Annotated in this window: 16 protein-coding genes; 5 read left to right on the top strand and 11 right to left on the bottom strand. The window is 45.7% G+C overall.

Annotated elements, in window-relative coordinates; genetic code table 11:
• Positions 1-125 precede the first annotated feature (125 nt).
• Positions 126-455: a hypothetical protein gene (locus AC1DVJ_RS22045; RefSeq protein WP_477593320.1), complete on the top strand. Its 330-nt coding sequence runs from the start codon at positions 126-128 to the stop codon at positions 453-455.
• Between the two features lie 304 nt (positions 456-759).
• Here the strand turns inward: AC1DVJ_RS22045 and AC1DVJ_RS22040 are convergent, their stop codons facing one another.
• From AC1DVJ_RS22040 to AC1DVJ_RS22010, 7 genes are all read right to left on the bottom strand, one after another.
• Positions 760-2991, bottom strand: coding sequence for a glycosyl hydrolase family 95 catalytic domain-containing protein (locus AC1DVJ_RS22040; RefSeq protein ID WP_477593317.1), 2232 nt, complete (start codon positions 2989-2991; stop codon positions 760-762).
• 15 nt (positions 2992-3006) lie between these two features.
• Positions 3007-3885, bottom strand: coding sequence for a carbohydrate ABC transporter permease (locus AC1DVJ_RS22035; RefSeq protein WP_477593315.1), 879 nt, complete (start codon positions 3883-3885; stop codon positions 3007-3009).
• Positions 3886-3903: 18 nt separating this feature from the next.
• Positions 3904-4872, bottom strand: a complete 969-nt coding sequence (locus tag AC1DVJ_RS22030) for an ABC transporter permease (RefSeq protein WP_477593313.1) — start codon at positions 4870-4872, stop codon at positions 3904-3906.
• Between the two features lie 76 nt (positions 4873-4948).
• Positions 4949-6565 carry an extracellular solute-binding protein gene (locus AC1DVJ_RS22025; protein ID WP_477593311.1) on the bottom strand — a complete coding sequence of 539 codons (1617 nt, stop codon included), beginning with the start codon at positions 6563-6565 and terminating at the stop codon, positions 4949-4951.
• A 219-nt stretch (positions 6566-6784) separates the two neighbouring features.
• Positions 6785-9094 (bottom strand): helix-turn-helix domain-containing protein, encoded by a 2310-nt coding sequence (locus tag AC1DVJ_RS22020; protein ID WP_477593309.1) that lies wholly within the window; start codon positions 9092-9094, stop codon positions 6785-6787.
• Between the two features lie 144 nt (positions 9095-9238).
• The gene (locus AC1DVJ_RS22015) at positions 9239-10381 is read right to left on the bottom strand and encodes a glycoside hydrolase family 88 protein (protein WP_477593342.1); all 1143 of its coding nucleotides are present in this window, start codon (positions 10379-10381) and stop codon (positions 9239-9241) included.
• Between the two features lie 37 nt (positions 10382-10418).
• The gene (locus AC1DVJ_RS22010; protein ID WP_477593307.1) at positions 10419-12932 is read right to left on the bottom strand and encodes a glycoside hydrolase family 2 TIM barrel-domain containing protein; all 2514 of its coding nucleotides are present in this window, start codon (positions 12930-12932) and stop codon (positions 10419-10421) included.
• Between the two features lie 117 nt (positions 12933-13049).
• Here AC1DVJ_RS22010 and AC1DVJ_RS22005 point away from each other — a divergent pair, with 117 nt between their 5' ends.
• The 3 genes from AC1DVJ_RS22005 to AC1DVJ_RS21995 all read left to right on the top strand — a co-directional run bounded on the left by AC1DVJ_RS22005 (position 13050) and on the right by AC1DVJ_RS21995 (position 16166).
• Positions 13050-13952, top strand: coding sequence for a helix-turn-helix domain-containing protein (locus AC1DVJ_RS22005; RefSeq protein ID WP_477593305.1), 903 nt, complete (start codon positions 13050-13052; stop codon positions 13950-13952).
• Positions 13953-14060: 108 nt separating this feature from the next.
• Positions 14061-15047 (top strand): GNAT family N-acetyltransferase, encoded by a 987-nt coding sequence (locus AC1DVJ_RS22000; protein WP_477593303.1) that lies wholly within the window; start codon positions 14061-14063, stop codon positions 15045-15047.
• Positions 15048-15509: 462 nt separating this feature from the next.
• Entirely contained in the window at positions 15510-16166 is a 657-nt protein-coding gene (locus AC1DVJ_RS21995; RefSeq protein ID WP_477593302.1) for a DNA-binding response regulator, read from the top strand.
• Between the two features lie 268 nt (positions 16167-16434).
• Here the strand turns inward: AC1DVJ_RS21995 and AC1DVJ_RS21990 are convergent, their stop codons facing one another.
• The gene (locus AC1DVJ_RS21990; protein WP_477593301.1) at positions 16435-18039 is read right to left on the bottom strand and encodes an LTA synthase family protein; all 1605 of its coding nucleotides are present in this window, start codon (positions 18037-18039) and stop codon (positions 16435-16437) included.
• A gap of 259 nt (positions 18040-18298) precedes the next feature.
• Positions 18299-18754 carry a CBS domain-containing protein gene (locus AC1DVJ_RS21985; RefSeq protein WP_477593300.1) on the bottom strand — a complete coding sequence of 152 codons (456 nt, stop codon included), beginning with the start codon at positions 18752-18754 and terminating at the stop codon, positions 18299-18301.
• A 202-nt stretch (positions 18755-18956) separates the two neighbouring features.
• On the opposite strand from AC1DVJ_RS21985, the gene AC1DVJ_RS21980 reads away from it, so the two are divergent.
• Positions 18957-19379, top strand: coding sequence for a MarR family winged helix-turn-helix transcriptional regulator (locus AC1DVJ_RS21980; protein ID WP_477593299.1), 423 nt, complete (start codon positions 18957-18959; stop codon positions 19377-19379).
• 88 nt (positions 19380-19467) lie between these two features.
• On the opposite strand, the gene AC1DVJ_RS21975 is transcribed toward AC1DVJ_RS21980, so the two are convergent.
• Together AC1DVJ_RS21975 and AC1DVJ_RS21970 are read right to left on the bottom strand one after the other, a co-directional pair.
• Complete coding sequence (locus AC1DVJ_RS21975) at positions 19468-20820, bottom strand: hypothetical protein (protein WP_477593298.1); 1353 nt, start codon at positions 20818-20820, stop codon at positions 19468-19470.
• 22 nt (positions 20821-20842) lie between these two features.
• Complete coding sequence (locus AC1DVJ_RS21970; RefSeq protein ID WP_477593297.1) at positions 20843-22402, bottom strand: ABC transporter substrate-binding protein; 1560 nt, start codon at positions 22400-22402, stop codon at positions 20843-20845.
• Between the last annotated feature and the right edge of the window lie 78 nt (positions 22403-22480).

Here is a 22480-nt window from a genome sequence, read left to right as displayed (position 1 = left end):
ATTTATCATACATTCTGATCAATCATTTTTCAATTCAAATAGCCTCCTAATTTGGAGAAATGAAACCAGCTCTGCTATACTTATCTTCAAATTGGTTTCAATTCCGTAGTAAAAGGTGGTTTCTTATGTCTAATAATAGTATGTTCACCATGGCGATGTACCGCCCTCATCCTGGTAAGGAAAGTGAGCTCGCCGAAATTATCAAAGGTCACGTCCCGATTCTTCGGGAAGAAGGCCTCATCACGGAATTCCCACCAGTCACATTGATTTCCGTAGACGGTACGCTGATTGAAATATTCGAGTGGTTGTCCGAAGAAGCGAAAGACAAGGCACATTCATCTCCGAAGGTTTGGCCGGTTTGGGAACAAATCATGCGAGTTGCCGAATTGGTAAGTCTGTCATCGCTTCCTGAAGCCGAACACCCATTTCCAAATTTCAAAAGAGTCGACCTATAACCTGCAGATGTAATTTCAGGAGCTATGCGGCTTAAATGCGCTTAGCTCCTTTGCGTTTGGTCTCCTTGTTGGAATCTGCGTTAGTCCGATATCTCCGAATTAAAACGAGGATTCCTTTGTAAAAAGGACCAATAGTCCGATTCTGCCGAATTGTTTACCCAATTTCCTAACGTGAGGGTTGTTTGGGTCGATTTAGTTCGGCTATTTCGGACTAAGTAAGAATTACAGACGCAATCAGTGAGATTAATTCGACAATTTCGGGCTAAACCGACTAACTCGCGTATGAAAGATGTCACCCTCTTTATTATGCCCCTGGAAATCCATACAACCGCCAAGGCTTGTGACCCCCAAAAGGGCGAATAGGTCTTTCTGGCATGTGTACCGCTTGGATATGAAGTTCTGGCCGATCATCACTTTGATAGAGGATCGCTTCTTCACCCTCAGCTAAATCTATGTGAAGAAATCCCTCGTTTTCGTCCACAACAGTACTGAAATCATTCTCTTTTCCTGTGATGTTCCATCTCACAACACCTCGCCAGCCTGACTTGATCAGACACGGCTCACCTGCTAAACTCTTCACCCGAATCCAGATGGTTTGGCCTGCCTGCCTCACTGCACTGACCAAAAAAGCGCCCTCTGCGCGCAAATCATGAAATGCTGCTTCGCGCCATTCATCAGGTACCGCAGGAAATACTCGCAGTGTACCGCCCMAGCTTTGGAGCAGCATATCGTGAATCGCTTCCGCTCCCGCGAGCGGCGTCTCGATGACCGGTCCAGCTTCTTTATACATCGTGTTCGGCTTCACGATATGCATCAGCGCTTTCAAATAGCGCAATGCTTCGCTTCCCTTGCCTAACGTAGCGGCAATGGAGGCAGCGCCTGTCAGGCTAAAGCCACGGAGATCGCCTTCCTTTTGAATCCAATGTCGCAGCGACTTTTCTATGAGTTGGCGATCCTTTTCACGATCACATCCGATCAGATGAAGCGGGAATATAGCAAGTAAGTGGCTGAAATGCCTGTGTCCGTATGCAAGCGGCGTATCCCGCCCAATCATAAAACCAGTCTCGTCGACAGGTAGCGGCGTCAATCGTTCCAATACATTTCGCCAGCTAATCTGGAGTGGATCCACTTGTTGTAGGCGCTCACAGATATGCAGCAGTGTTTCACATCCCCAACGCAAGAGAGCCAGATCGTAATGGCAATCTGCCGCCTTTGTTTTCATAAAAGAGCCATACTCCGGAGAGATCGTCGGCGGCAGATGGAGATAACCATCCTCGCCCTCTTCTAGAAGATGCATATAGTAATTGATACTTCTCCGCAGGATGGGATAAAGTGTATCCGCAAGCATCCGATCATCCATCGCATATCGGTAATGCCGCCATAAACTATGGCACACCCAAGTCAAATTCCCGACCTCATCGTCCACTTGGCTATCCAGATCAAAGCTGCAGCTGCGTCCAAGTCCTGCAGAATCATGCTGGTACGGCTCAGGTACATTGCGAATTAATTGTTTGAAATTATCTTTAAGTGCATGTACAAGTGACTCTCCAATGTCCATACGACCCGACGTATACACCGGCGAATAGCTCATTTGCACGTTCATATTAAACCAGACGCCTGCCCAAGGTGTCGGTGCGAGCCATGGACCTTGATTATCGATCAAAGGCTTATCTGCCCTTGTTGCCGAGGCCAATTTATACATTTGGATCCAATAAAAGCTTTCTAGCTGTCCATCCGGAATGGAGACGAAGCTTAGCTGATAATACCGATGCCACCATGCACGATGAGCCTCTACCCATGCCTCATAGGGAGTAGAGGCAGCCCTCACGACCGCGTTAACAGCCTCCTCCTGTGCCAGATCATCACAGCCCTTGGCCACAGATAGGTAATAAACTTTTCGCGTTTCCGACAGTTGAACTTCTTTGAAAGCTGTCACACAGCCTTCATTCGTCGTATTCGTTTGAACCGTGACGGCTACTCCTTTCCAAACCGTCTTCTTCAACTGTACGTCAGGAATAAACTGGTTCAAATTAATGCCATCGGCATTCACCAAGACAGGATCTACCTCCGCATGCGCATACCACTGCAATCCTGCCCCCAATTCCCCTGCAGAAGCATCAATCTCAATACACATGACCGGTTCTTCGCTATGAACCAAAGCACGAAGCTTCACTTCACCTTTGGTCGTTGTCAGCCTACCGCTAATTTCCGCGTTCCACAAATCCAACCGCAGCTGCGTCGGATGATAGATCATCCCTTCCAGCTCCAAGTTCAGCTCGCCAATCGGTACGCGAGGTGGAAAGCCCGGACGATCCGTCCGAGTCGCTGTAACATCCGTCCGGCCGGTCACGAAGCGCAGCACATGCCGTTTCTTCGCATGCTCTTCGCCATAAATCATCGCACCGATGAGTCCATTGCCGATGAAGGCCCCTTCATCCCAGCTAACTGGCTTCACAACCCATTCCATATCATTCAGTGCCAGGAATTTTTCCCAATCCACGTCCAACCCGATCTCGTTGCTCTTGGTCTTCCGCATGCCTAATAACCCTCCTTACCCCTTGATGGCTCCGATCAATGCGCCCTTGACAAAATACTTCTGCAGGAACGGATAAACGAGAAGTATTGGTACGGTTGCCACAATAATCGTCGCATACTTCAGAGTTGCAGACAGCATGGCTACGTCGCCAGCCGAAGCTCCTCCTGTCATCGAGCTTGCTTCACCTTGCAGCAAAATTTCTCGTAAAATCAGCTGCAGCGGGTACAAGTTACGGTCCTGCAAAAAGATCATCGCATGGAACCACGAGTTCCAATGGCTTACACCGTAATACAGGAGCATAACGGCAACTACGGGCATGGATAAGGGTAAAATAATACGGAATAAAATAACAAAATCATTCGCTCCGTCTATCTTCGCTGATTCCTCCAACGCATCGGGAATGGCTTCGAATGCCGTTTTCATCAGGATCAAATTAAATGTGTTGATCGCATGTGGAATAATAATCGCCCAGAGCGTATTGTTCAGTCCGACCCCTTTTACCGTCAAATAAAATGGAATGAGCCCCCCGCTGAAAAACATCGTGAACACGATAAAGAGCATGATTTTCTTGCGATATTGTAAGCTTTTGCGCGAGAGCGCATATGCGCCCATGGCTGTTAGCAAAATATTAAACACTAAACCTACAATGACTACGAAAAAAGTGTTCCCATAGCCTTTAATAATCATCGGATTTGCAAATACACTCTTATACGCTTCAAGCGAGAAGCCGAGCGGCTTCCAGAGAAAACCACTATACGACATGAGCTGACTGGCATCACTAAATGAAGCAAAGGCAACGTAAATAATCGGATAAATCGTCACAATCATAAGCATAGTCAAGAACAACGTATTGCTCCAATCAAAACTTCGTTCAGCTAACGAAGGTCTGTTCATTTTCATCCTCCTCCCTGCCTACCACAGACTCGTATTATTTAATTTCCGACTAATCCAATTGGAACAAATCAGCAGTGTGAAATTGATGGCAGAGTTAAATAAACCAACCGCTGAGCTAAAGCTGTAATTGAACTCTTGCAGCCCTACCCTGTATACATAAGAGGATATGACATCCGCTGTTTCATACGTACCTGGATTGTACAGCAAAATAATCTTTTCAARGCCTACGTTCATCATTTTACCCATTTCAAGGATGAGCAAGATGACGATGGTAGGTATAATCCCTGGAATCGTAACGTGCACCGCTTGCTGTAGGCGCCCTGCACCATCTATGCGTGCTGCTTCATACTGCTCTTGATCAATCCCCGTTAAGGCTGCCAAATAGATAATCGTCCCCCAACCGATGTGCTGCCAGACACCAGACGATACATAGATCGTTCGGAACATATCCGAATTCAGCAGGAATGTTGTGCGTTCTCCCCCCATCCAAGCGATCAAATCGTTAATGACCCCTTCGCTGGACGTAAAATCCTTCAGAATCCCGCAAATAACAACAAGTGAAATAAAGTGAGGCATGTAGGTGAGTGTTTGAACGCTGCGCTTAAATAAAGCATGTTTCACTTCATTAAGCAGTAACGCTAAAATAATCGGTGCCGGGAAGCCAAAAATGAGCTCATTTAAGCTGATCAGCAGCGTATTTTTAATCGTCCTCCAAAAATAGGGACCTGTAAAAAAGGTTTGGAAGTTGTCAAAGCCTACCCATTCGCTTCCCCATATACCAAGTCTTGGTGAAAAGTCTTTAAAGGCGATAATTGCCCCGTACATGGGCGCATAATGAAACACGACGTAATACAGCAATACTGGGAGAAGCATCACATACAGGTATTTGTTCTTACGTATATCGAGGATCAGACCGAGCTTGGTGCCTGCTTTCTTCCGCTTATTGGCTGAGAAAACAGGTGTCGATTCTTGATTGATTACTTCCATTTCATTGTCCACCCTTCAGCTCTCTTCTTAAAGGAGAACGTGCCAGCCAATGGCGGACACGTTCTTGGTCATATGCTTAACGCTTATTGTATCGATCCAAAGCATCCTGATAGATTTTGAGCACCTTGTCTATGCCCATATCTTGAATGCGCTTCACATACTCGTCGAATTTCTCAATCGGCTCTTTGCCCATCACAAACTTAACAAACATTTCTTCTTTATAGGAGATTATGGCGGTGTTCAGCTTGGCTATTTCTTTGCCCTCTTCAACAGTTGGTGTAATGAAAGTCGGCATGACATGCTTAACCGCGTCGGTTTCTGCCCAAATTTTCATCGCATCGTTTTGCTCTTTGTACGTGTTGAAATTCTTTCTCGAATCGCCTAGGAACGGTCCATTCGGCTTCGTATATTGTGAAACCATTTGCTGCAAATTCAATTTGGGATCCTTCGTTATTTTGTCGGACCAAGTTGGTACGCCGTTCACCAGGCTGTAACTTTCCCCTTCAATACCGAAATTCATCAGCATGGCACCCTTCTCGCTGTAGGCATAATCCAACCACTTCACAGCTAGCTCAGGATCCTTCGCAGCCGCCGTTACGGCTTTACTAGCCAACGGATTATATTTGAAATCCCGCTGTCCAATGAATGCTCGCTCGCCTTTCTTCAAAGTTGGATACGGTGCTGCAATGAGTTGATAGTTCGGTTCTTTCTTCTTCGCTGTATCCATCCAGCGGCCAACTGARCTGAGTAGGGATACAGTTGCACCAGAAGCATTACTAAGCATCTTATTATCGAGCGATTTCGAATCCGTGTTCAGTGCAAAATCTTTATCAATGAGGCCCTCAGCGTACCATTTACGGAATAGCGTTAACACTTCCTTGAACTGCGGGTCAATCGGGCCGTACTTCACTTTGCCTTGATCGTCCATATAATAGCGATTCGCTGTCTTGAAAGCGCCAATGAACGCATCCTGAATATTAAGCTCGCTGCCCGTATTATATTGCGCTGTGAACGGTGCTGTTGCACCTTTCTTTTCTTTAAACGCTTTCAAAACGGTGTACCATTCGTCAATCGTAGTAGGCACTGGCAAATTCAACTCATCCAGCCAGTCTTTCCGAAGCATTGGACCGCGGAATACGAGTCCGTTATCTGGACGAATCATCGGGAATACGAAGTATTTGCCGCTATCCGTCTTCAGCATTTTATCCAACTCTTTGTCCTGCTGTAAGACTTTCTTCAAGTTCGGTGCGAACTTATCAATTAGATCATTCAAAGGAATAATCATTTTATCCGCGATCGCCTTCTCAGGACCGCCTGGATATTCTTTGTTCCAATCATATTCGATGACATCAGTTAAATTGTTGGAAGCGATCAAGAGATTGAATTGCTCTTTCCTCTGACCCTCTGCAGGATGCGTATACTTAACCTTAATACCCGTGTCTTTCTCTAATTGCTTGCCAAATGGTGCATCACTTAAGTTAGGATAAATGGAAGTTAAATTCGAATTTAATTCTTCCCAAGATGTGATCGTTCCGGTTGTTGTGATCGGATACTTAGCGGCTTCAGTCACTGGTACTGATGAAGATGCTTGTGGCGTACTGCTTGCTTCCTCTTTCGAACATGCGGTCAATAAGCTTGTTGTTGCTAAAAGAATAGTGACTGCCGTTCCGATTGTCTTCATCTGCTTCTTCATTGAAATCCCCCTCGTGTATGCTTAGTCCTAATTGCTGATGCAGCTTGCAYTTTCCTGTGCTGTGCACCGATAACGTTATTATGCGAAGAATTGCCTTGCTTGGGTATCATCAAAAACCGAAAACCATCATCAAAATCCGTAATTCCTTATCTTTAAAATCGAAACAGACGTGTAAAAAAAGAAAAAACCACTGAAAAGGTGGCAATTTCCCAAACTATGCTAAACAATGTCTTTGTATTTTCCCGGCGTAATGCCTTCATATTTTTTGAAAATGCGATTAAACGTATTGATGTCGTCATAGCCCACTCGTCTTGCAATCTCCACGATCGAGGAGGATTGTACCAATAAAAGCTTTTTCGCCTCTTCAATCCGTGTCTTGTTGATGAGTTCAAGCAGCGCTTCGCCCGTCTGAGCTTTAAATTGCTTCGATAAGTAGGACGGGGTTAAGTCGAAAACGTCCCCAATCATCGTAATATTTAAATCTGCCGAACTGAAATTCGTTTTCACATAAGCTATGATCTGTTGGCTGAGCTGGTTATGCTCCTGCTTCCGATCATTCTGAATGGACTGGCATACTTGCTTAAGCACATCGCCGATTTGCACGCTCATCTCTTTAATCGTTGTACACGCAGTTAATCGATCAATCGGATTGACTTGATTCATGAACTCCCTTTTATTACTCGCACCCATTTCATCGATGGTTTTGAGCATGGTGGAGATGAGATCGAACATCAGACATTTAGCTAACGGTACCGAAAGTGAGGCATCCGATACATTGATTTCAATGATCTCATCAATCATCGCCTTGGACTGCTCATAATCACCGATTTTTACAAGGTTGATCAATTGCTGTTCCACATGCAGTGGATAGTAATAGCTGGATTCGTGACCCGCTCCGGCATCAGGCAAGTCCTTGTATCGAATAATTTCGCCACTCCCCATAACCATGCGGTATTCAAGCGCTGAAAGTGCTTCCTGATAGGCAACGGGGATGCCAGCCAGTTCTTGATGAATGCGGCTAATCGCAATGGTCAAATGCACATGGAAATGGTCCAGCATGAATGACTTCACTTGCTCCGCGATATCTTCTACCTCATCCACTTCAGGGCTTTGTTTAAAATTAATGATACAGGCTTGCAAATTATCCAGTTCCGTTGAGAACGCTTGGTGCTTGATGCCAACAACTTCCTCCGCGACATTCATGATAATAAACTGGGCGTGCTTGATCTTCTCGGAAGAGCTAAGCTCGGAAGACTCCAATTTGCCATAATGATCGACTTGGAACAGTAAAACAGCATAATGAGAAGTGGCCAATGCCATATTATGGACGGCTAGTGATTCATGGATAGGCACATTACGTTCAAGCGAGCCTTTTAACAAGCCTTGAAGGAAATGCGAACGAATGGTGTCCCGATGCTGCTCCAGACGTTGACCGATCTTTTCTTTCTCCGTAAAGGTATCATTCAGCGCAGCTTGCAGATAGCCGTACTCATTAGAGCCTTCCATGAAGGAAATGCTGGATCTTGTGGATAAACTTCGGATCAGCTTACTGATCGGATCATAATTACGTTTTAGCATCAGAAACGTCATAATCCCTCCAATAAGGAGACTAAGCGCGATACTGATGTAGATCAAGGTTTTTACGTATTTCATTTTTTCATCAAAAAGCTCTGCAGGCATCATAGATACATACTTCCAACCCGCTCTATTGGATGTCGTGTAGGAAACAGCAAACTGTTTATCGCCGCTGTCATCGTAGAAGAAACCATTCTCGCTTGTCATGTTATCGACGGACAGAAAATCAGGATTCCCCTCGAATCCCGATGAAGCAATTAATCGGTTCTGACGATCAAGAACAACGATAGAAGAATGATTGGATGACAGGATGTTCTCCAGCAGCTTCGTATCTTTAATCGTAAACAGGATAATAGCACCTGGCTGCTCAGCGGTGTCGAGAATGATTGATTTGGCATACATAACGGCTTTAACCGCTTGTCCATCCTCTCGAAGCGTAACAGGCGCGTATTCTTGGATATATCTTTTATCAAAAATAGCGTGCCATTCCTCATAGCTCATGTCTTCGCGCGTCCGAACTCTCTCATACAGCTGGTGGCTGTTGATGTGGTCACGTGTCGAAACTACGGTATCACTGTTTTTGTAATACACATAGATTTGATCGATATAATCGTTGGCCACTTTATATTTACGCAAATCATCGACGATCTCAACCACGTCATAATATTGCTCATCTTTTAAGGGTTTCGTTACTGTCATGAAGCCGGCAAGGCGTTTGCTTAGTGCCATTTCTACACTTAATCGTTCGATTCCGGCAAGATTGCTGTCAATCGCTTGCTCGATTTGTTTGAGTACGGACTCATTGGCCCGATTGACTTCCGATTCAATCACATGCCAGGTTGCAGTATAAATAATTCCGCTGATCAATATGGGAACGAGCAGCACAGAAACGTAGGAAATGAGCCAATTGACCATAACGCTTCGAGTGCTAAATCGTAATTGTTTTATTTTCACACCTAGTCCCCCGTGTTCGAATTCAATTGATTTCAATTAATTATACACGAAGTGAAACATATAAACGCTTATATTTAAACAAAGAAACACCGCTTTTCCTTGTTGAAAAGAAAAGAGGTGTCGCTTCATCAAATGAGCAATTGATTAAAATATCCGTTGCTTCCAGCCTAGCAGCTTAGCAAGCGCTTCAACGTAGTAGTAATCGCCATAAATGAGCGATACGTTCACGTTCTGTCCAGCCGGTTTATTTCCAGTACCCTCTAGCAAAATGGCTTGGTGCTCTGGATTATCCCATGTCGCATACTTCTGCGTGAGGGATAGTAGCATCCGCTCTGCCGCATTGCGGTACATCGCACCTTCTATCGGAGGCAGGAATTCCGCTAGTTCGATTAACCCAGAAGCTGCGCACGAAGCAGCGGATGTGTCCCTTGGCTCGTTCGCAAGTGTTGTGTCCGCACGGAAATCCCAGTGTGCCACATAATCTTCTGGCAAACTCGCGAGGAAGTAATTCGCCACGCGCTGAGCTGCTTGCAAGTACTGTATGTCTCCCGTGAAACGGTAAACATTGGCCAAGCCATGAAGTGCCCACGCTGCGCCTCGGCTCCAAGCCGATTGCGGGCCGGCACCTTGACCGCCTAGCGATTCAATGAACTGGCCTGTCCACGGATCAAAGCTCAAGATATGGTTCACGGAGCCGTCCTCACGGATGAACTTCTGGACAACCGTATTCGCATGCGCTATGCCAATGTGCTCGAAGCGCGGATCGCCAGTCTGTTCTGTTGCCCAGAATAGAATGGACAGATTCATCGTGGAATCGACGATGGACCAACCTAGCTTATCTTGGTTCCACGCACGAAGGAAGTTACCTGCGATATTGAACCGCCCTGCCAGGAAAATGGCTGCCTGAAGTCCACGGCGTAACCCATCTGAATCCCCTGTTAGCTTATGTTTAATGACGGCTGTCGGCAAATACTGGAAACCAACATCATGATGGAAATTATTATCCCGGATGCTCGCCTGCTCAAACTTGCCATCCCACTCCCAGGCTGCTTCCTTGTAGTGCTCTTTGCCTGTCATCTCATGCATAATCCATAAAATCCCAGGCCAGAAGCCTGATGTCCACCAATCGATCCGCATATCATCATAGACGCCATCTTCTTTGGCAACATGAGGGGATTTCCCCCCGATTTGTTCAATCATCCGATCAACCTTCACTTGCAGCTCTTTCCACACGTCCGGTAAAATATCTCCAAGCTTCTGTGCGTTATTCCACTTTGCTACATCCATAAGTTCACTCATCTTATACGCCTCCTCTAAGTGGTTTTCACTTCACAACTTCTATGATTGCTGTTACTGTAGACATGCCTTCACATGCAGCGCTGATGACGGATGTGTATTTCCGCTGAGCAGCATGAGCACCTTTGGATAATGAAGCTAATGATGATGCTGGGCCACCTGCGCTCACGAAATCCGTTACCGTGATGCCAGCGGGTAAGCCGCCACATGGATCAACATAAATTCCTGCACGACCACTCGCAAGTTGAACCTGTCTAGAGCCACGAATCGTGCCGAGATTATCGAGCAGCTTCCCATCCCCTGCTAACCCAAATCGAACAAAATTAGCTGCATCTGGACAATGGACACCTCTCGCATCATACGCACGCACTTCGACGTAAACTCGTCCATCCGCTAAAGCTTCCGACGTTAAGCGGATCTCTGTCGGCTCGCCCCATGCCTCGGATTGATAAGTGAATTGCAGCTCATCGCATACTGCTTCACCGTTACAAATGGCTTCCGCACGCAGATGATAGTCACCTGCTGTAAGCTCAGTCTCCCAACGAAGACCCGCGCAAGGGAAATCCTGCGAATCGCGCTGTTTCACTCCCAAGCTCTCTCCGTTTAGAAACAGCTCGACTTGTTCGGCGTTTGAGTACACTTTAATCAGCTTTCGTTCACCCTCCATGCCCCATCGAATCGGCATTGTATGACCATAAATTCGAACCATCGGCTTGTCTGACCAATAGGATTGGAACACATAAAAAGCTTCCTTCGGCGTCAGATCACGTTCGACGATCCCCTTCATGTTCAAATACGGAATCGGTGAATCCGGCCGTACCGGGGTTGCAAAATCCTTGAATGACCACTGTGCCGCACCTGTTAACCAATCCATCTTCTCCTGTGATTTCAAGTACCAATCGATCATGTCACAGAAATACGTTTCCGACCAATCGCCATCACGCGATACTCGCGGCTCGCCGCCCGTCAATAAATAATCCCCGTCACGCTCGTCCGTGACACCATCGGCCTTCTTCATAAACGCAAAGCCCGTAAACGGTTTCTCCACATGCCGAGTTGGTAAATTATCCGCCCCCCACTCCATATGGAAGAAAGAATCCACATTTTCAAACGCTGTCTTGCAGCTTGATTCATAGTCCGTATAGACACCACGGTACCAACCTGCCCAAATGGAAGGCGAATATACGTCGATAATATCTTTGCAAAATTCACATCGACGAATAGCTGTTAATCGGCTCGGATCCAGCTGGTGCGACAGTTCATGCAATTCCTTCATGAAGGTGCGAATTTCCTGCTGATCAAAATGGTCAAAATCGCACTCCCAATCATTCTCGTTGCCTAATCCCCATAAAATGACGGATGGATGATTGTAATGCTGGTTAATCATCGCCGTAAGCATATCGATGCATTGCTGGCGATACGATGGACCACCGAGTCCGCCGCGGCACCACGGAATTTCCTCCCAGACGAGAATGCCCAGCTCGTCGCACAGATCTAGCACGATACGGGACTGCTGATAATGCCCAAGGCGGATAAAATTAGCGCCCATATCCTTAATCAGCTGCATTTCTTCGCGGATCATATCTTCCGTCATCGCTGCTCCGACTGCCGCGTGATCCTCATGCCGATGCGTACCGCGCAGCAAGAGGCGCTCGCCGTTCAGCTTGAACGGCCCCTGTTTGAGAAATTCAAACGTACGGAAGCCGAATCGTTCTTGGTTTGTTGTTTCGCCGTCTGCACAGACTAGGGAAACGGAGCAGTCGAATAAATAGGGGTCTGAGACCGACCACAGGTGTGGATTCGCCACCTCGAAAGCAGCGATCTCTTTCTCATCCTGCCAAGCGGGTAAGGAAATCTCCTTTTGCCCGACAATCGTTCCATCTTGCTGCTTCAGCACAATCGTAAGCTTGATATTCTCCGCAAGCTGATCGGGATTGTACAATTTGGCACGTACCTTTACTTTCCCGCTTCCTGCTGTCTTTGCAGAGAGATCTTCCACTTGTGTTTCCACATGCACCTGAGCCAAGGAGATCTGCGGCACATAAACGAGATTTAAATAGCGGTAAACACCGCCATACAGATTGAAATCACTCGCATCCGAAGGAATCGTCTCGAGCTCCCGGCTGTTATCGCAGGCAATCGCCACAGGCACACGCCCCGCATATCGCTCGATTTCCTTCGCCCGCTTCATTGCTTCCGATATATCAACCGTGAATTCATCGTATCCACCTAAGTGGGAATCCACCTTTTCAGTATAGACATACACGTCCGTTCGTTGCCCAGCACCTTCAAAATGTAGCAGTGTTCTACCCTTCGGATAAGGATTATTTACATCCAGCTTGTTCCGATACCAGCCTTGTCCTTGATAATATTTGCTATCTGGATCCATGACATCGTACCCGTTGTACGTGTGTGGAAGCGTAACCGATTCCCATGGCACATTATAATGATTTTGAAGCTTATCTGAACGCCACACTTCCCAAACCCCGCCTAAAGATCCGCGATAGTGCTCCCATTGCTCATTTAACCGTTGTTTCAACATGTGAAGTGTCTCCTCCTAGTTGCGCATTCACTTGTCTACATCGTATCAAAAAATAGTGCGAAAAAGTTTAGCCCTCTTATGATAAAATGTTGTTAGATTACGATAAGGAGAACACCTATGAAGCTGATGAATTACTTGAACATAAACGTGCATCCGGTGCAATTATCGTTTTTCAAAGATCGAACACACACCTTCGAAGAAGTGTTTCATGCACATCAAGGCATGGAACTGCTCGTCGTCCATGAAGGCACAGGGTATGTCGTAATAGAACAACAAATTGTCGAGCTGAAGCCAGGCTCCATTTTCTGCTTCCGACCCTTTCAATTGCATCGTATTCGCATTCATAACCTGCCCGAAGACAGCTACGTCCGCTCCCTATTCGTTCTGGAGCCAGCCGTACTCGAAGCTGCGCTTACAGCCTTCCCCTCGCTTCGCGAGTTCCTAAGAAAGCTATGGAAGGATCCGCTCATGCCGCAGGCGTTTCGAAGCGAAAGTCTTCCGGAGCTTGAAGTCTTTTTGAAAAGTTACGTGCCTAGGCTTAATGCAGCAAAGGAACGAGGTCCGGAACGGTTGCTGGAGGAGCAGTTGCTTTTCCTCACCGCTTTCTTGCACCAGCTCCGCTCGGATTCGGAGAAAGCTGCTATATCGCAATCAGATGCCGTTCCCATGCTTTCTCCCAAAAGCTCATCTACAGCGGAGCGAATGCTAGCTTGGATTGAAGCGCATTACATGGAACCGTTCAAGCTGGATGAGCTTGCCGGGGCGGTACACCTTACGCCTAATCATGTATCTGCCACTTTTCATCAATCCATTGGCAGTACAATTACTGAGTACTTAACCGCACGCCGGATCCGTCAAGCCTGCTGGCTTCTGCGTACAACAGAAATGTCTGTGCAAGAAATTGGAGAAGCCGTTGGATTGGATAACTTTTCGTACTTTTGTCAATTATTTAAGAAGCATGTGGGATTCACACCCTATAAATTCAAAGGGATGAGTGCCTATACCATTTTCATAGAATGATCTTCACCCACACGTAGAATCTTTCATTATATCCATACTTTACCATGATGTCCGCCACCGGGCATGTGATAATGACAACAAGAGATTCTAAGCCTTGGAGGTCATATCATGCACAATTGTGTTATTCGAAAATTGCAACAACCAGACGATTTTACGGCAGTAGCACCGCTACTCAATTTGATATGGTCAGAACCGACAACAGCTGCACATCTTAATGAAGACGAGGACAAAATCCCTCCTGGAAAGCTGCATTACAATGAAGAAGGAAAGTTAATGGGATGGGATCGTCCCAAATGGGTAGCAGAAGACGAGCACGGACAAATTGTCGCCTACGCAATCGCATGGCGTGCTCCGTGGACGGAGCCTGGCGCACTGATCTATACCCTCGTTGTTGACCCGAAAATTCGTGGTAACGGTGTTGGGAATGCCCTGTATGATGTGCTTCATCAATGGGCTCGCGAGGTCAAAGCATCGCGACTCATTAGCATGATGAAAGAGACAGACGAGCGGTCGTTAGCTTTTGCAAATCGACGTAACCACGTGAAAGAACGCCACGCATTCGAATCCGTTCTGGACTTGGCATCGTTTGATGTCGGTACGCTAGGGGACGCCATTCAGGAAGCCGAACAAACAGGAATTCAGTTCATTACGCTGGCGGATGAGTCAGGAGAAGCAAGCGAGAGAAAGCTGCATGAGCTATATAAGGTTACGCATCTGGATATTCCAGGAAACACAGAGGACTTTCCTTGGTTCGAAGAATGGAAGAAGTGGAGCATCGAGCAAAACGGGGTGCGCCCTGAATGGATCCATATCGCGAAGGATGGCGACCGTTACATTGGCGTTGTTACGCTTCAGCAGAACGAGCAAACTAAGGCGATGTATCACGAATACACGGGTGTGTTGCCGGAATATCGAGGTCGCCGAATTGCACTCGCCTTAAAAATGCTCGGCGTACAAACTGCTCGCGCCAATGGTGCACCATATTTGAAAACACACAATGATTCCATGAATGCTCCTATGCTCCGCATTAACCGCGATCTGATTGGTTTCCGCGCGGAGCCGGGAAGTTATAAGATGGTATGCGAGCTCCGATGAGCGAAGAAATTTCGTGATATACGAGCTACCGCCTTGGTCCCAAGAAGATGCAGCAGCGGTATTAATAACATTACGCGATAACGCTATTCGGCACTAATGGACCCCCAACTGAAAATTAGCGTTACACGATAACGCTATTAACTCCAAAAGTTGGTATTCCCGCAGGTTTTAACAAATTAGCGTTACGTCATCACTTTATTTCCCGCAAGAACAGTAAAAACCTCAAGATAAGGTGATGCCATCACGTTATCTTGAGCCGCCACAGTGTGCTTCCGGAATATCTGGGTCGCTGGATTGCACTTGCCCTAAAATGCGAGCTCCGATGAGCAACAAATTTCGTGACAAAATGTTTATTTTCTTTTATAGTAGGATTTACATATAGTTGCGTGTGAAGCACACCGCTCCCTCCCTGCTCGGGGAAGGCGCGGTGTTTTTTGTTCTCAACTAAAAGGGGGAATGTTCATGGACATATACGAGCTATGGTTGGAAAAACAAAGGAAAAATCTTACTGGTGAAGCTCTCCGTCGATTCAATGAAGGTCATGCTCACAACGAGAAGCTGTTTGTACATGATCTCTGGTTGCCTGCCGTCGGTAACTTAGACTTTTTGCACGCGGAGTACGAGGTCACCAATTATCGGGACGGTGTCTTCTATTTGGACTTCGCTTATACTAGACCACCCTATTTGATTAATTGGGAAGTTGATGATTTCAGCTCGCATGCCAAACATGTGACCCGTCGAAGCTTTGAGTATGAGCGCGAAAGACAAAACCAATTGATGCTGGACGGCTGGCAAATTTATCGCTTCCCTCTTGACGCTATTAAAGAGAAGCCGCGACGATGTCAGCAACTCATCCTGCAAGTGTTAGGAAAACTATACGGTGGTGGCGTGACTGCTGATCTCAAACTGTCATTAAAACAGCGGGAAATTCTCCGTTTCGCCACACAGACACAGAGACCTTTCATGCCTGAAGAGGTATGTGAGCTACTTGACATTAAGGGGCAGCATGCGCGGAAATTGCTACACGAATTAGTCCAATCCGAGCTGCTGTTTCCTGCATCAGGCTCCAATCGCATTCGTACCTACCGTCTAGGACCCAAGGCCATTCAGCGGTTTTAGATAGAGTTACAGGATAACGCTATTCTTCAACAATGGAGCCCCCAATTGCAAATTAGAGTTACGCGATACCGCTAATAACGCCAAAAGCTGATATTTCCTCAGGTCATATATTAATAGCGTTACGTCATCACTCTATTTCTAGCAAGAATTGCAAAAAGCCCGAGATAAGGTGATGCCATCACCTTATCTCGAGCCTCGAGCCGCACTACGTTCTCTCCACCCTATACGCTATCCGTTTCTCATTTCCCACCTGTATACCCTATACGCGTCATTCAGGCTCCAAACGATCTGGCAATTGTGACACATAGCTATCCGATAACTGCAGCAGCTTCAACGCATGATTAAATTCATCTTCTGTCGCTGATTGATGTTCATTGGCATTACCAGCAAGCGTAAAATAGTTGCCATCCTCGAATCCTTTACCCGACATGAAGAGTTCCTCACTATTTACAAACGAGCCTGTAGGCAGATAATATCGTTGCGGCAATAGATTATAGGCTGTTTGGTTAAGTAAATCTTGACCAAAGTGAAGATAGTCGGTCAGCGATACACCTAATAAGTTTGCTACCGTGGGTAAAATATCGACTTGACCGCCGAGCTGCATCTGAACTTGTGAGGTAGTCACACCTTCGGAAGCGATAATAAGAGGAATATTAATGAGTTCTTTTTCGCCGTATTCGTGACCCAAGATCTCCGTCATTAATGCTTTGTCATCAGCTTTCAAAGAGAATAAAGGAAGGCCGCGGTGATCGCCATAGAGAACAACTACGCTGTTCTGCCATATCCCTCTCTTTTTCAAATCGTCGATAAACAATCCAAGTGCATAGTCTGCATAATTTTCAGCGCGAATGTAGTCCCCTACAAAGGTGCCTTCATATCGCTCAGGCAGGGTCATCTTATATTTTTCTTCAGGTATCGAAAAAGGGTTATGAGAGCTCATCGATATAACGTGTGCGTAAAAAGGTGTTGAACTGTTTTGATACGTCGCTAATTCTTCCGCTGTTTTCCTGTACAACACTTCATCGGATGAGCCGTAAAAGAAGGCATCCTCGTCTTTGAAAAATTGTTTATCATAATATTTATCATAGCCAATGGCTTTATATAAATCGTCCCGATTCCAAAAGCCAACTTCATTCGTATGGAAATTCATCGTCGTATAACCTTGGTTCTTGAGAAGCTTGGGAAGGCTCGGTAAATCCTTCTTCCCATAGACTTGTGTAGCCGCGCCATCAGGCGGTACATAGTAGGACGTGTTCACGATAAACTCGGCATCTGATGTATTCCCTTGACCAATTTGTTGATAAAATTTCGGGAAATAATAGTTGGATTTGGCCAACTGATTCAAGTTCGGTGTAATTTCTGTCCCATCAATGTTCAAGCCGATTAGAAAGTTCTGAAATGATTCCATTTGAATGATAATCAAATTTTTGCCCTTCGCCGCACCCTGCAAAGCTGGTTCTACGAGCGTAACCTTGTTCTTCAATGCGTCAATCGCTGACTGAGTGATTTGATCAGGGCTGATCATTTCTTCTTTCTTTTGAGAAAGCAGGTTATAAATTTCATAATTTAATATGCCCATTTTACTTGCTTTTACATTTTCATTAAAAGAACTGCGATTAGGAATCACACTAAGTGCACAAAGTAATAAGGAGAAGCAAGCAACACTAGCAACTATCTTCATACTAAGCGGCTTCCATTCTCGCGACTTAGGTTTAAAAAACGCAAAGAAACCAACAATAACAATATCCAAATAGAAAAGAAAATATTGGGGCTCAATCACAGAGAAAATACTCTTTTTGACTGCACCGACCTGTTTGGCTTGCGTTAATACATGATACGTAGCGATAACACCGAAATGCTTATAATAAATCACAAGTGAAAAAACAAAATTGTAATAATCAGATCAACAGCCAGATACCAGGCGAGTTTATGTTTTTTTACAATATACTCAATAACGCAATAAGTGATCAAGATCGCTGGTATTTCAGTTAAAAGTATTCTAGCAGACGGACCTGTTTCAAATAGAATCATCCATGCGACATAAATTTTAATGACAATAAATAAAGGAAATAGAAATAATCGATGCCTGAGCCGTTCCAACATACAGAGAGCTCCTTTCATTTAACACATTTTTACAAAATAGACTGGAAGGAATGCCGAATCACATCTCCCCTGCTAATAATTCCTACTAGTACGCCTCGTTTCAGAACAGGTAGCTTTTTAATTCGTTTTTTACCCAATATAGCCGCGATTTGCTCAATATTCTCTTCCACGTCTACAGCAATTACCTTCTTTTGAGCTATTTTCATTACATTCAACGGAAGCAAGTTGCGAACTCTATCTTGGAACTCATCATTGTCACCCTTGATAATAGCCGTATAAAGATAAGACCCGAATATATAATCATCATGCTTGCCGATATATCGCATAATATCCCCGTCACTAATGTAGGCGACGACTTCATTCCGATCGTTAACGACGGGAAGTCCGCTAATACGATGTATAAGAAACTTTTCAATGACTGCCCGGACAGTATCATTTTCTTTTACTTTATACACCTGACGAACCATTATGTCCATTGCCTTCATACTGTGTCCTCTCCCGTCTACTATTGCCTGCTGCTCAAACAAAAAGGTTGATGACACTATATACTTGCATTATACAACTATGCGAGGTGAAGTCAATCCTTATGCAAAAGCTATTCCCTACTCTGGAAGATATTCAAATAATCCGCTGTGTGTTACGATACAAGCATAAATAAATGATAACGCCTAAAGATGAGGTACATGAATGACAAAAAATCCTATTGAAACCATTGAGGTCGAATTAGCGATATGTATACGCCGTTATATCGCAGCCATTACCAATAAAAAAGTTGGCAATTTGGATCGCGCGGCATATCTTCTCCTTCACCAAATTTCGTCACGCGGATCCGCTGGCGTGAAAGCATTGGCTGAGGAATTTCATCTCGATATGTCGACAATCAGCCGGCAGACAACCGCTTTAGAACAAAAAGGCTATCTCTATCGGATACCGGATCCCCAAGATGGCCGCGCCTATGCCATGCAGATCACGGAAAGCGGAACGGCGGAATTGGCTTTGAACAAACAAGCTCGCTTGGAGTATCTATCAAGACATCTTCAAGATTGGACTCTGGAAGATCAGATAAGGTTCGGTGAACTTCTGAATAAGTTTAACAGTGAGTTTTTATAGAAACACGCTGAACAGGTATGCAAAAGAAAACTTCCAGTCGATAGACTGGAAGTTTTTCTACATTTCATTATCTAGTTACCAATCTAGCCTACTTCTTTTTCCTAAGCACTAATCGAATCGTCCGTTTCTCTCCCGTCAGATTGAAGCGAAGGAACACCAATTGGTCTTTAATCATCTTGGCTTCCACATCGTCAGAGCAGCTCTCGACCGCATAACCGCTCAGTTCATCGTCCCAGAACACAAGCCCGAACGGCATCGGCTTCCAGTTCCCGATTTCGTAGACAACCTCAATGTGATTGCTCGTTTTCTCGTAGGTCGTTACGAATAACGGGGGAATCTTTTCTTCGAATTCGTCTTGCATATTCCACTGGCYTACGTAATTGCGGGCAAGACGCGGTTTGCATTCCCCTTTGAYGAATACCAGCTGACACTGACTGTCATAATAGAGGAACGTATCCGGCCATGGTCCAGCGGCCACACCGCCTAGCGTCATGGTGTAGTCGTTGACTTCCGGGCGAATCGGCTTATCCYTGGTTAACATATAGGACGGTGCTGTGATTTGATTCTGTTCATGGTAGCTCGCCAGCGCCTTCGGCAAGGTAGTGAGCGTTACACCGCAATGTGCAACGTAGGCAAAGAATCGGTCCAGCATCCCTTCGCATGCCTCAACGTGTGAAGCTGGAAAAACTTGAAAGCGATCACTGAACTCCATTTCATGTGCCTCTTGCTGTTGAAGGAAAAACACCTGCTCATTATGGTCGGTATTATCCAAATATTCATCAAACAGCATTTGCCAATACGTAATTTCGTCACCTGTACACAGCCCAGCGCGCAGCACATCATTAGGGTCGGTTGAGTAGATAACAGGACTGCCTGTATGGTAAGACAGATGCAAGTCCCTTGCCGTCCATTCGCAAGCTACGACTTTGCCTTTGCCAGCATGTGGAACCTTGTATCGGTGACTATCCACATACCAGGATCCCCAAGGGATCCCTTTATGCGTGATACCGTCCCACCACACTTGMTCCCAGCAATAGCCCCACATGCCCTGGAAGTCAAGCTCCTCAAGCACCTCAATCACTTCGTTATAAATCTTGCCCCTTGCTGCGATCTTGGTTGTCGCCCAAGGAAAAGTCTCCTGAACGAGTTGCCAATCGCTCTGCAGCCTTGTCTTAAATGCTTCCTTCGACATACCGGAATCTTCCATAAAGAAAGGGCATTGAAGAATAATATCGTCACCATATGCCTCATGCCACTGCCGAATTTGCTCACCCAATACGGGAATGGAGCCTCGGTTGACGATCCATGTCACAGGGATACCATGCGCATGGGCTAATCTTGCTGTCCGCTCCACACCCTCGACGGCTGTTCCATGTCCCCATGACGTATCATAGTGGGAAGCATAGCTGACTAAGGTGTAAATGAGGTTCTGGGGTTTCAACGGAAATCACCTCTAGCTCTTCCTATTTTTTGTTCTCTTTCCACCAAGCATCAATTTGCGTTTGCAGTTCTGTCTTCACTTTCTCAAGACCAGCTGCTTTCAGCTTCACATTACGCTCATCAATCAATTTCGAGGGGTTCGGAACCGCACCTGTACTAATAACTTTATATTCGTTGACAATCGTCGTCAGCTGAGCAACTTCGTTCTTCACATTCGTATCATCGAAAACAAAGCCGATTAACGGGAAGCGCTTCGCATCATTGTTGAATTTCTTCCAGCTCTCATAGAGATCATCCGGTTGGCCTGGTTTCATGTAGTTAAGGAATTGGTTACCTAGTACCCAGAACACTTGGCTGTCATAGCCAGAATCTTTAATGGGTTCGATACGGTTAGGACCCACTTTTTTGTAATGCTTACCTTCGATACCATTCACAAGGAGGTTGATCACGAAAGGGTCTGTATGAAGAATGTTAAGCACCATCATCGCTCTCTCTGGATTCTTCGACGTTCTAGAAATAGACAACATCGAACCCGTCGCCAAATCTGTCGTTACGATAGGTTCTTCAATTACGTGTGACACCCAGTCAAAATTATCGGTAAGCTTCAATTCAATATCGGAGCCTGGTTTCCATACCGTCGTTTGTTGCCAGAGTTTGCCCTGCTTGCGAATATCTGTAATATTCGTTGTTGTCGTAGCCGCATCTGCGTTGATGTAACCTTTTTCATAATATCTGCGGAATGTTTCGGCATCGCCTTTATTCAAATCAACGATATCTTGATCCAACACGGTTTTGACTTTCATATCCGTTGACTTGTAATCCAGGAAGAACATTGGAAGCTTCGCTGGTACCGGTCCGATTGGACGATAATTGGATTTAGATTCATACATCATGAAGCTCGCAGGACCGCCAGCCACAAAGTAGTTGAGCATATCCGGCTCGCCTTTTTTAATCTTTTCAAAATACGGCTCTAAGTCTTCCACTTTGTTGATCTTGTCGATCGGAATTTGGTACTTATCTACGATATCCTTGCGGAACGTGAAGGCTTTACCTTGTGTGATTTCTTTATCCGTAGGTATAGCATAAAGCTTCCCTTTGTAGCGTGGTGCTTCTAGGTAAAGAGGGTGAAGCATTTTCTTCGTTTCTGGGGCAAATTTATCCAAAAGCGTATCTAGCTCCAAGAATGCTCCCTTCGTCACATTTGCTGAGAAATCCAACCAGGAAGCGGTGAAGACGAGATCCATTTTCTCACCGGTATTCATCATCAACTCAGTCTTCTTTTTGTAATCACTTGAAGCTATTGGCTGCAAGCTGACTGTCGTATTGATTTTAGCTTTCAAATATTCATTCAGCTTCTCTTGAACGAGGGCATCATCCTTCTGCGGCTTCGCTTGATAGACGAGGGATACATCATACGGCTCCAATGTTGCTGCTTTCGGACTAGCTGGAGCTGCTGAACTGGCGGCAGTCGTCGCCGGGCTTGCGGTACTTGCTGTGTTGCCGCTTGAACATGCGGGTAATACTGCGGTTAATCCTAGCGCCAGCGCCATAGGGGCAAGCATGACTGATTTTCTACGTTTCATTGTGGACCCTCCTGTAATAAATGGTATAGGAAACGGCTCACGAAAGCGAGCAGCAATTCGCAGCCGGTGTTACTGTGA

It is taken from the genome of Paenibacillus sp. P4_A9, from assembly GCF_056402415.1.
The sequence above is the reverse complement of the archived record's forward strand: the minus strand, read 5'-3'. Positions and strand labels throughout refer to the sequence as shown.

What these genes read in the sequence shown, in the direction of transcription:
- AC1DVJ_RS21985 (WP_477593300.1), bottom strand. Translation starts at nt 18,754, where the DNA reads ATGAAGGCAATGGACATAATGGTTCGTCAGGTGTATAAAGTAAAAGAA.
- AC1DVJ_RS21995 (WP_477593302.1), top strand. Translation starts at nt 15,510, where the DNA reads ATGGACATATACGAGCTATGGTTGGAAAAACAAAGGAAAAATCTTACT.
- AC1DVJ_RS21970 (WP_477593297.1), bottom strand. Translation starts at nt 22,402, where the DNA reads ATGAAACGTAGAAAATCAGTCATGCTTGCCCCTATGGCGCTGGCGCTA.
- AC1DVJ_RS22035 (WP_477593315.1), bottom strand. Translation starts at nt 3,885, where the DNA reads ATGAACAGACCTTCGTTAGCTGAACGAAGTTTTGATTGGAGCAATACG.
- AC1DVJ_RS21980 (WP_477593299.1), top strand. Translation starts at nt 18,957, where the DNA reads ATGACAAAAAATCCTATTGAAACCATTGAGGTCGAATTAGCGATATGT.
- AC1DVJ_RS22000 (WP_477593303.1), top strand. Translation starts at nt 14,061, where the DNA reads ATGCACAATTGTGTTATTCGAAAATTGCAACAACCAGACGATTTTACG.
- AC1DVJ_RS22005 (WP_477593305.1), top strand. Translation starts at nt 13,050, where the DNA reads ATGAAGCTGATGAATTACTTGAACATAAACGTGCATCCGGTGCAATTA.
- AC1DVJ_RS22015 (WP_477593342.1), bottom strand. Translation starts at nt 10,381, where the DNA reads ATGGATGTAGCAAAGTGGAATAACGCACAGAAGCTTGGAGATATTTTA.
- AC1DVJ_RS22045 (WP_477593320.1), top strand. Translation starts at nt 126, where the DNA reads ATGTCTAATAATAGTATGTTCACCATGGCGATGTACCGCCCTCATCCT.
- AC1DVJ_RS22010 (WP_477593307.1), bottom strand. Translation starts at nt 12,932, where the DNA reads ATGTTGAAACAACGGTTAAATGAGCAATGGGAGCACTATCGCGGATCT.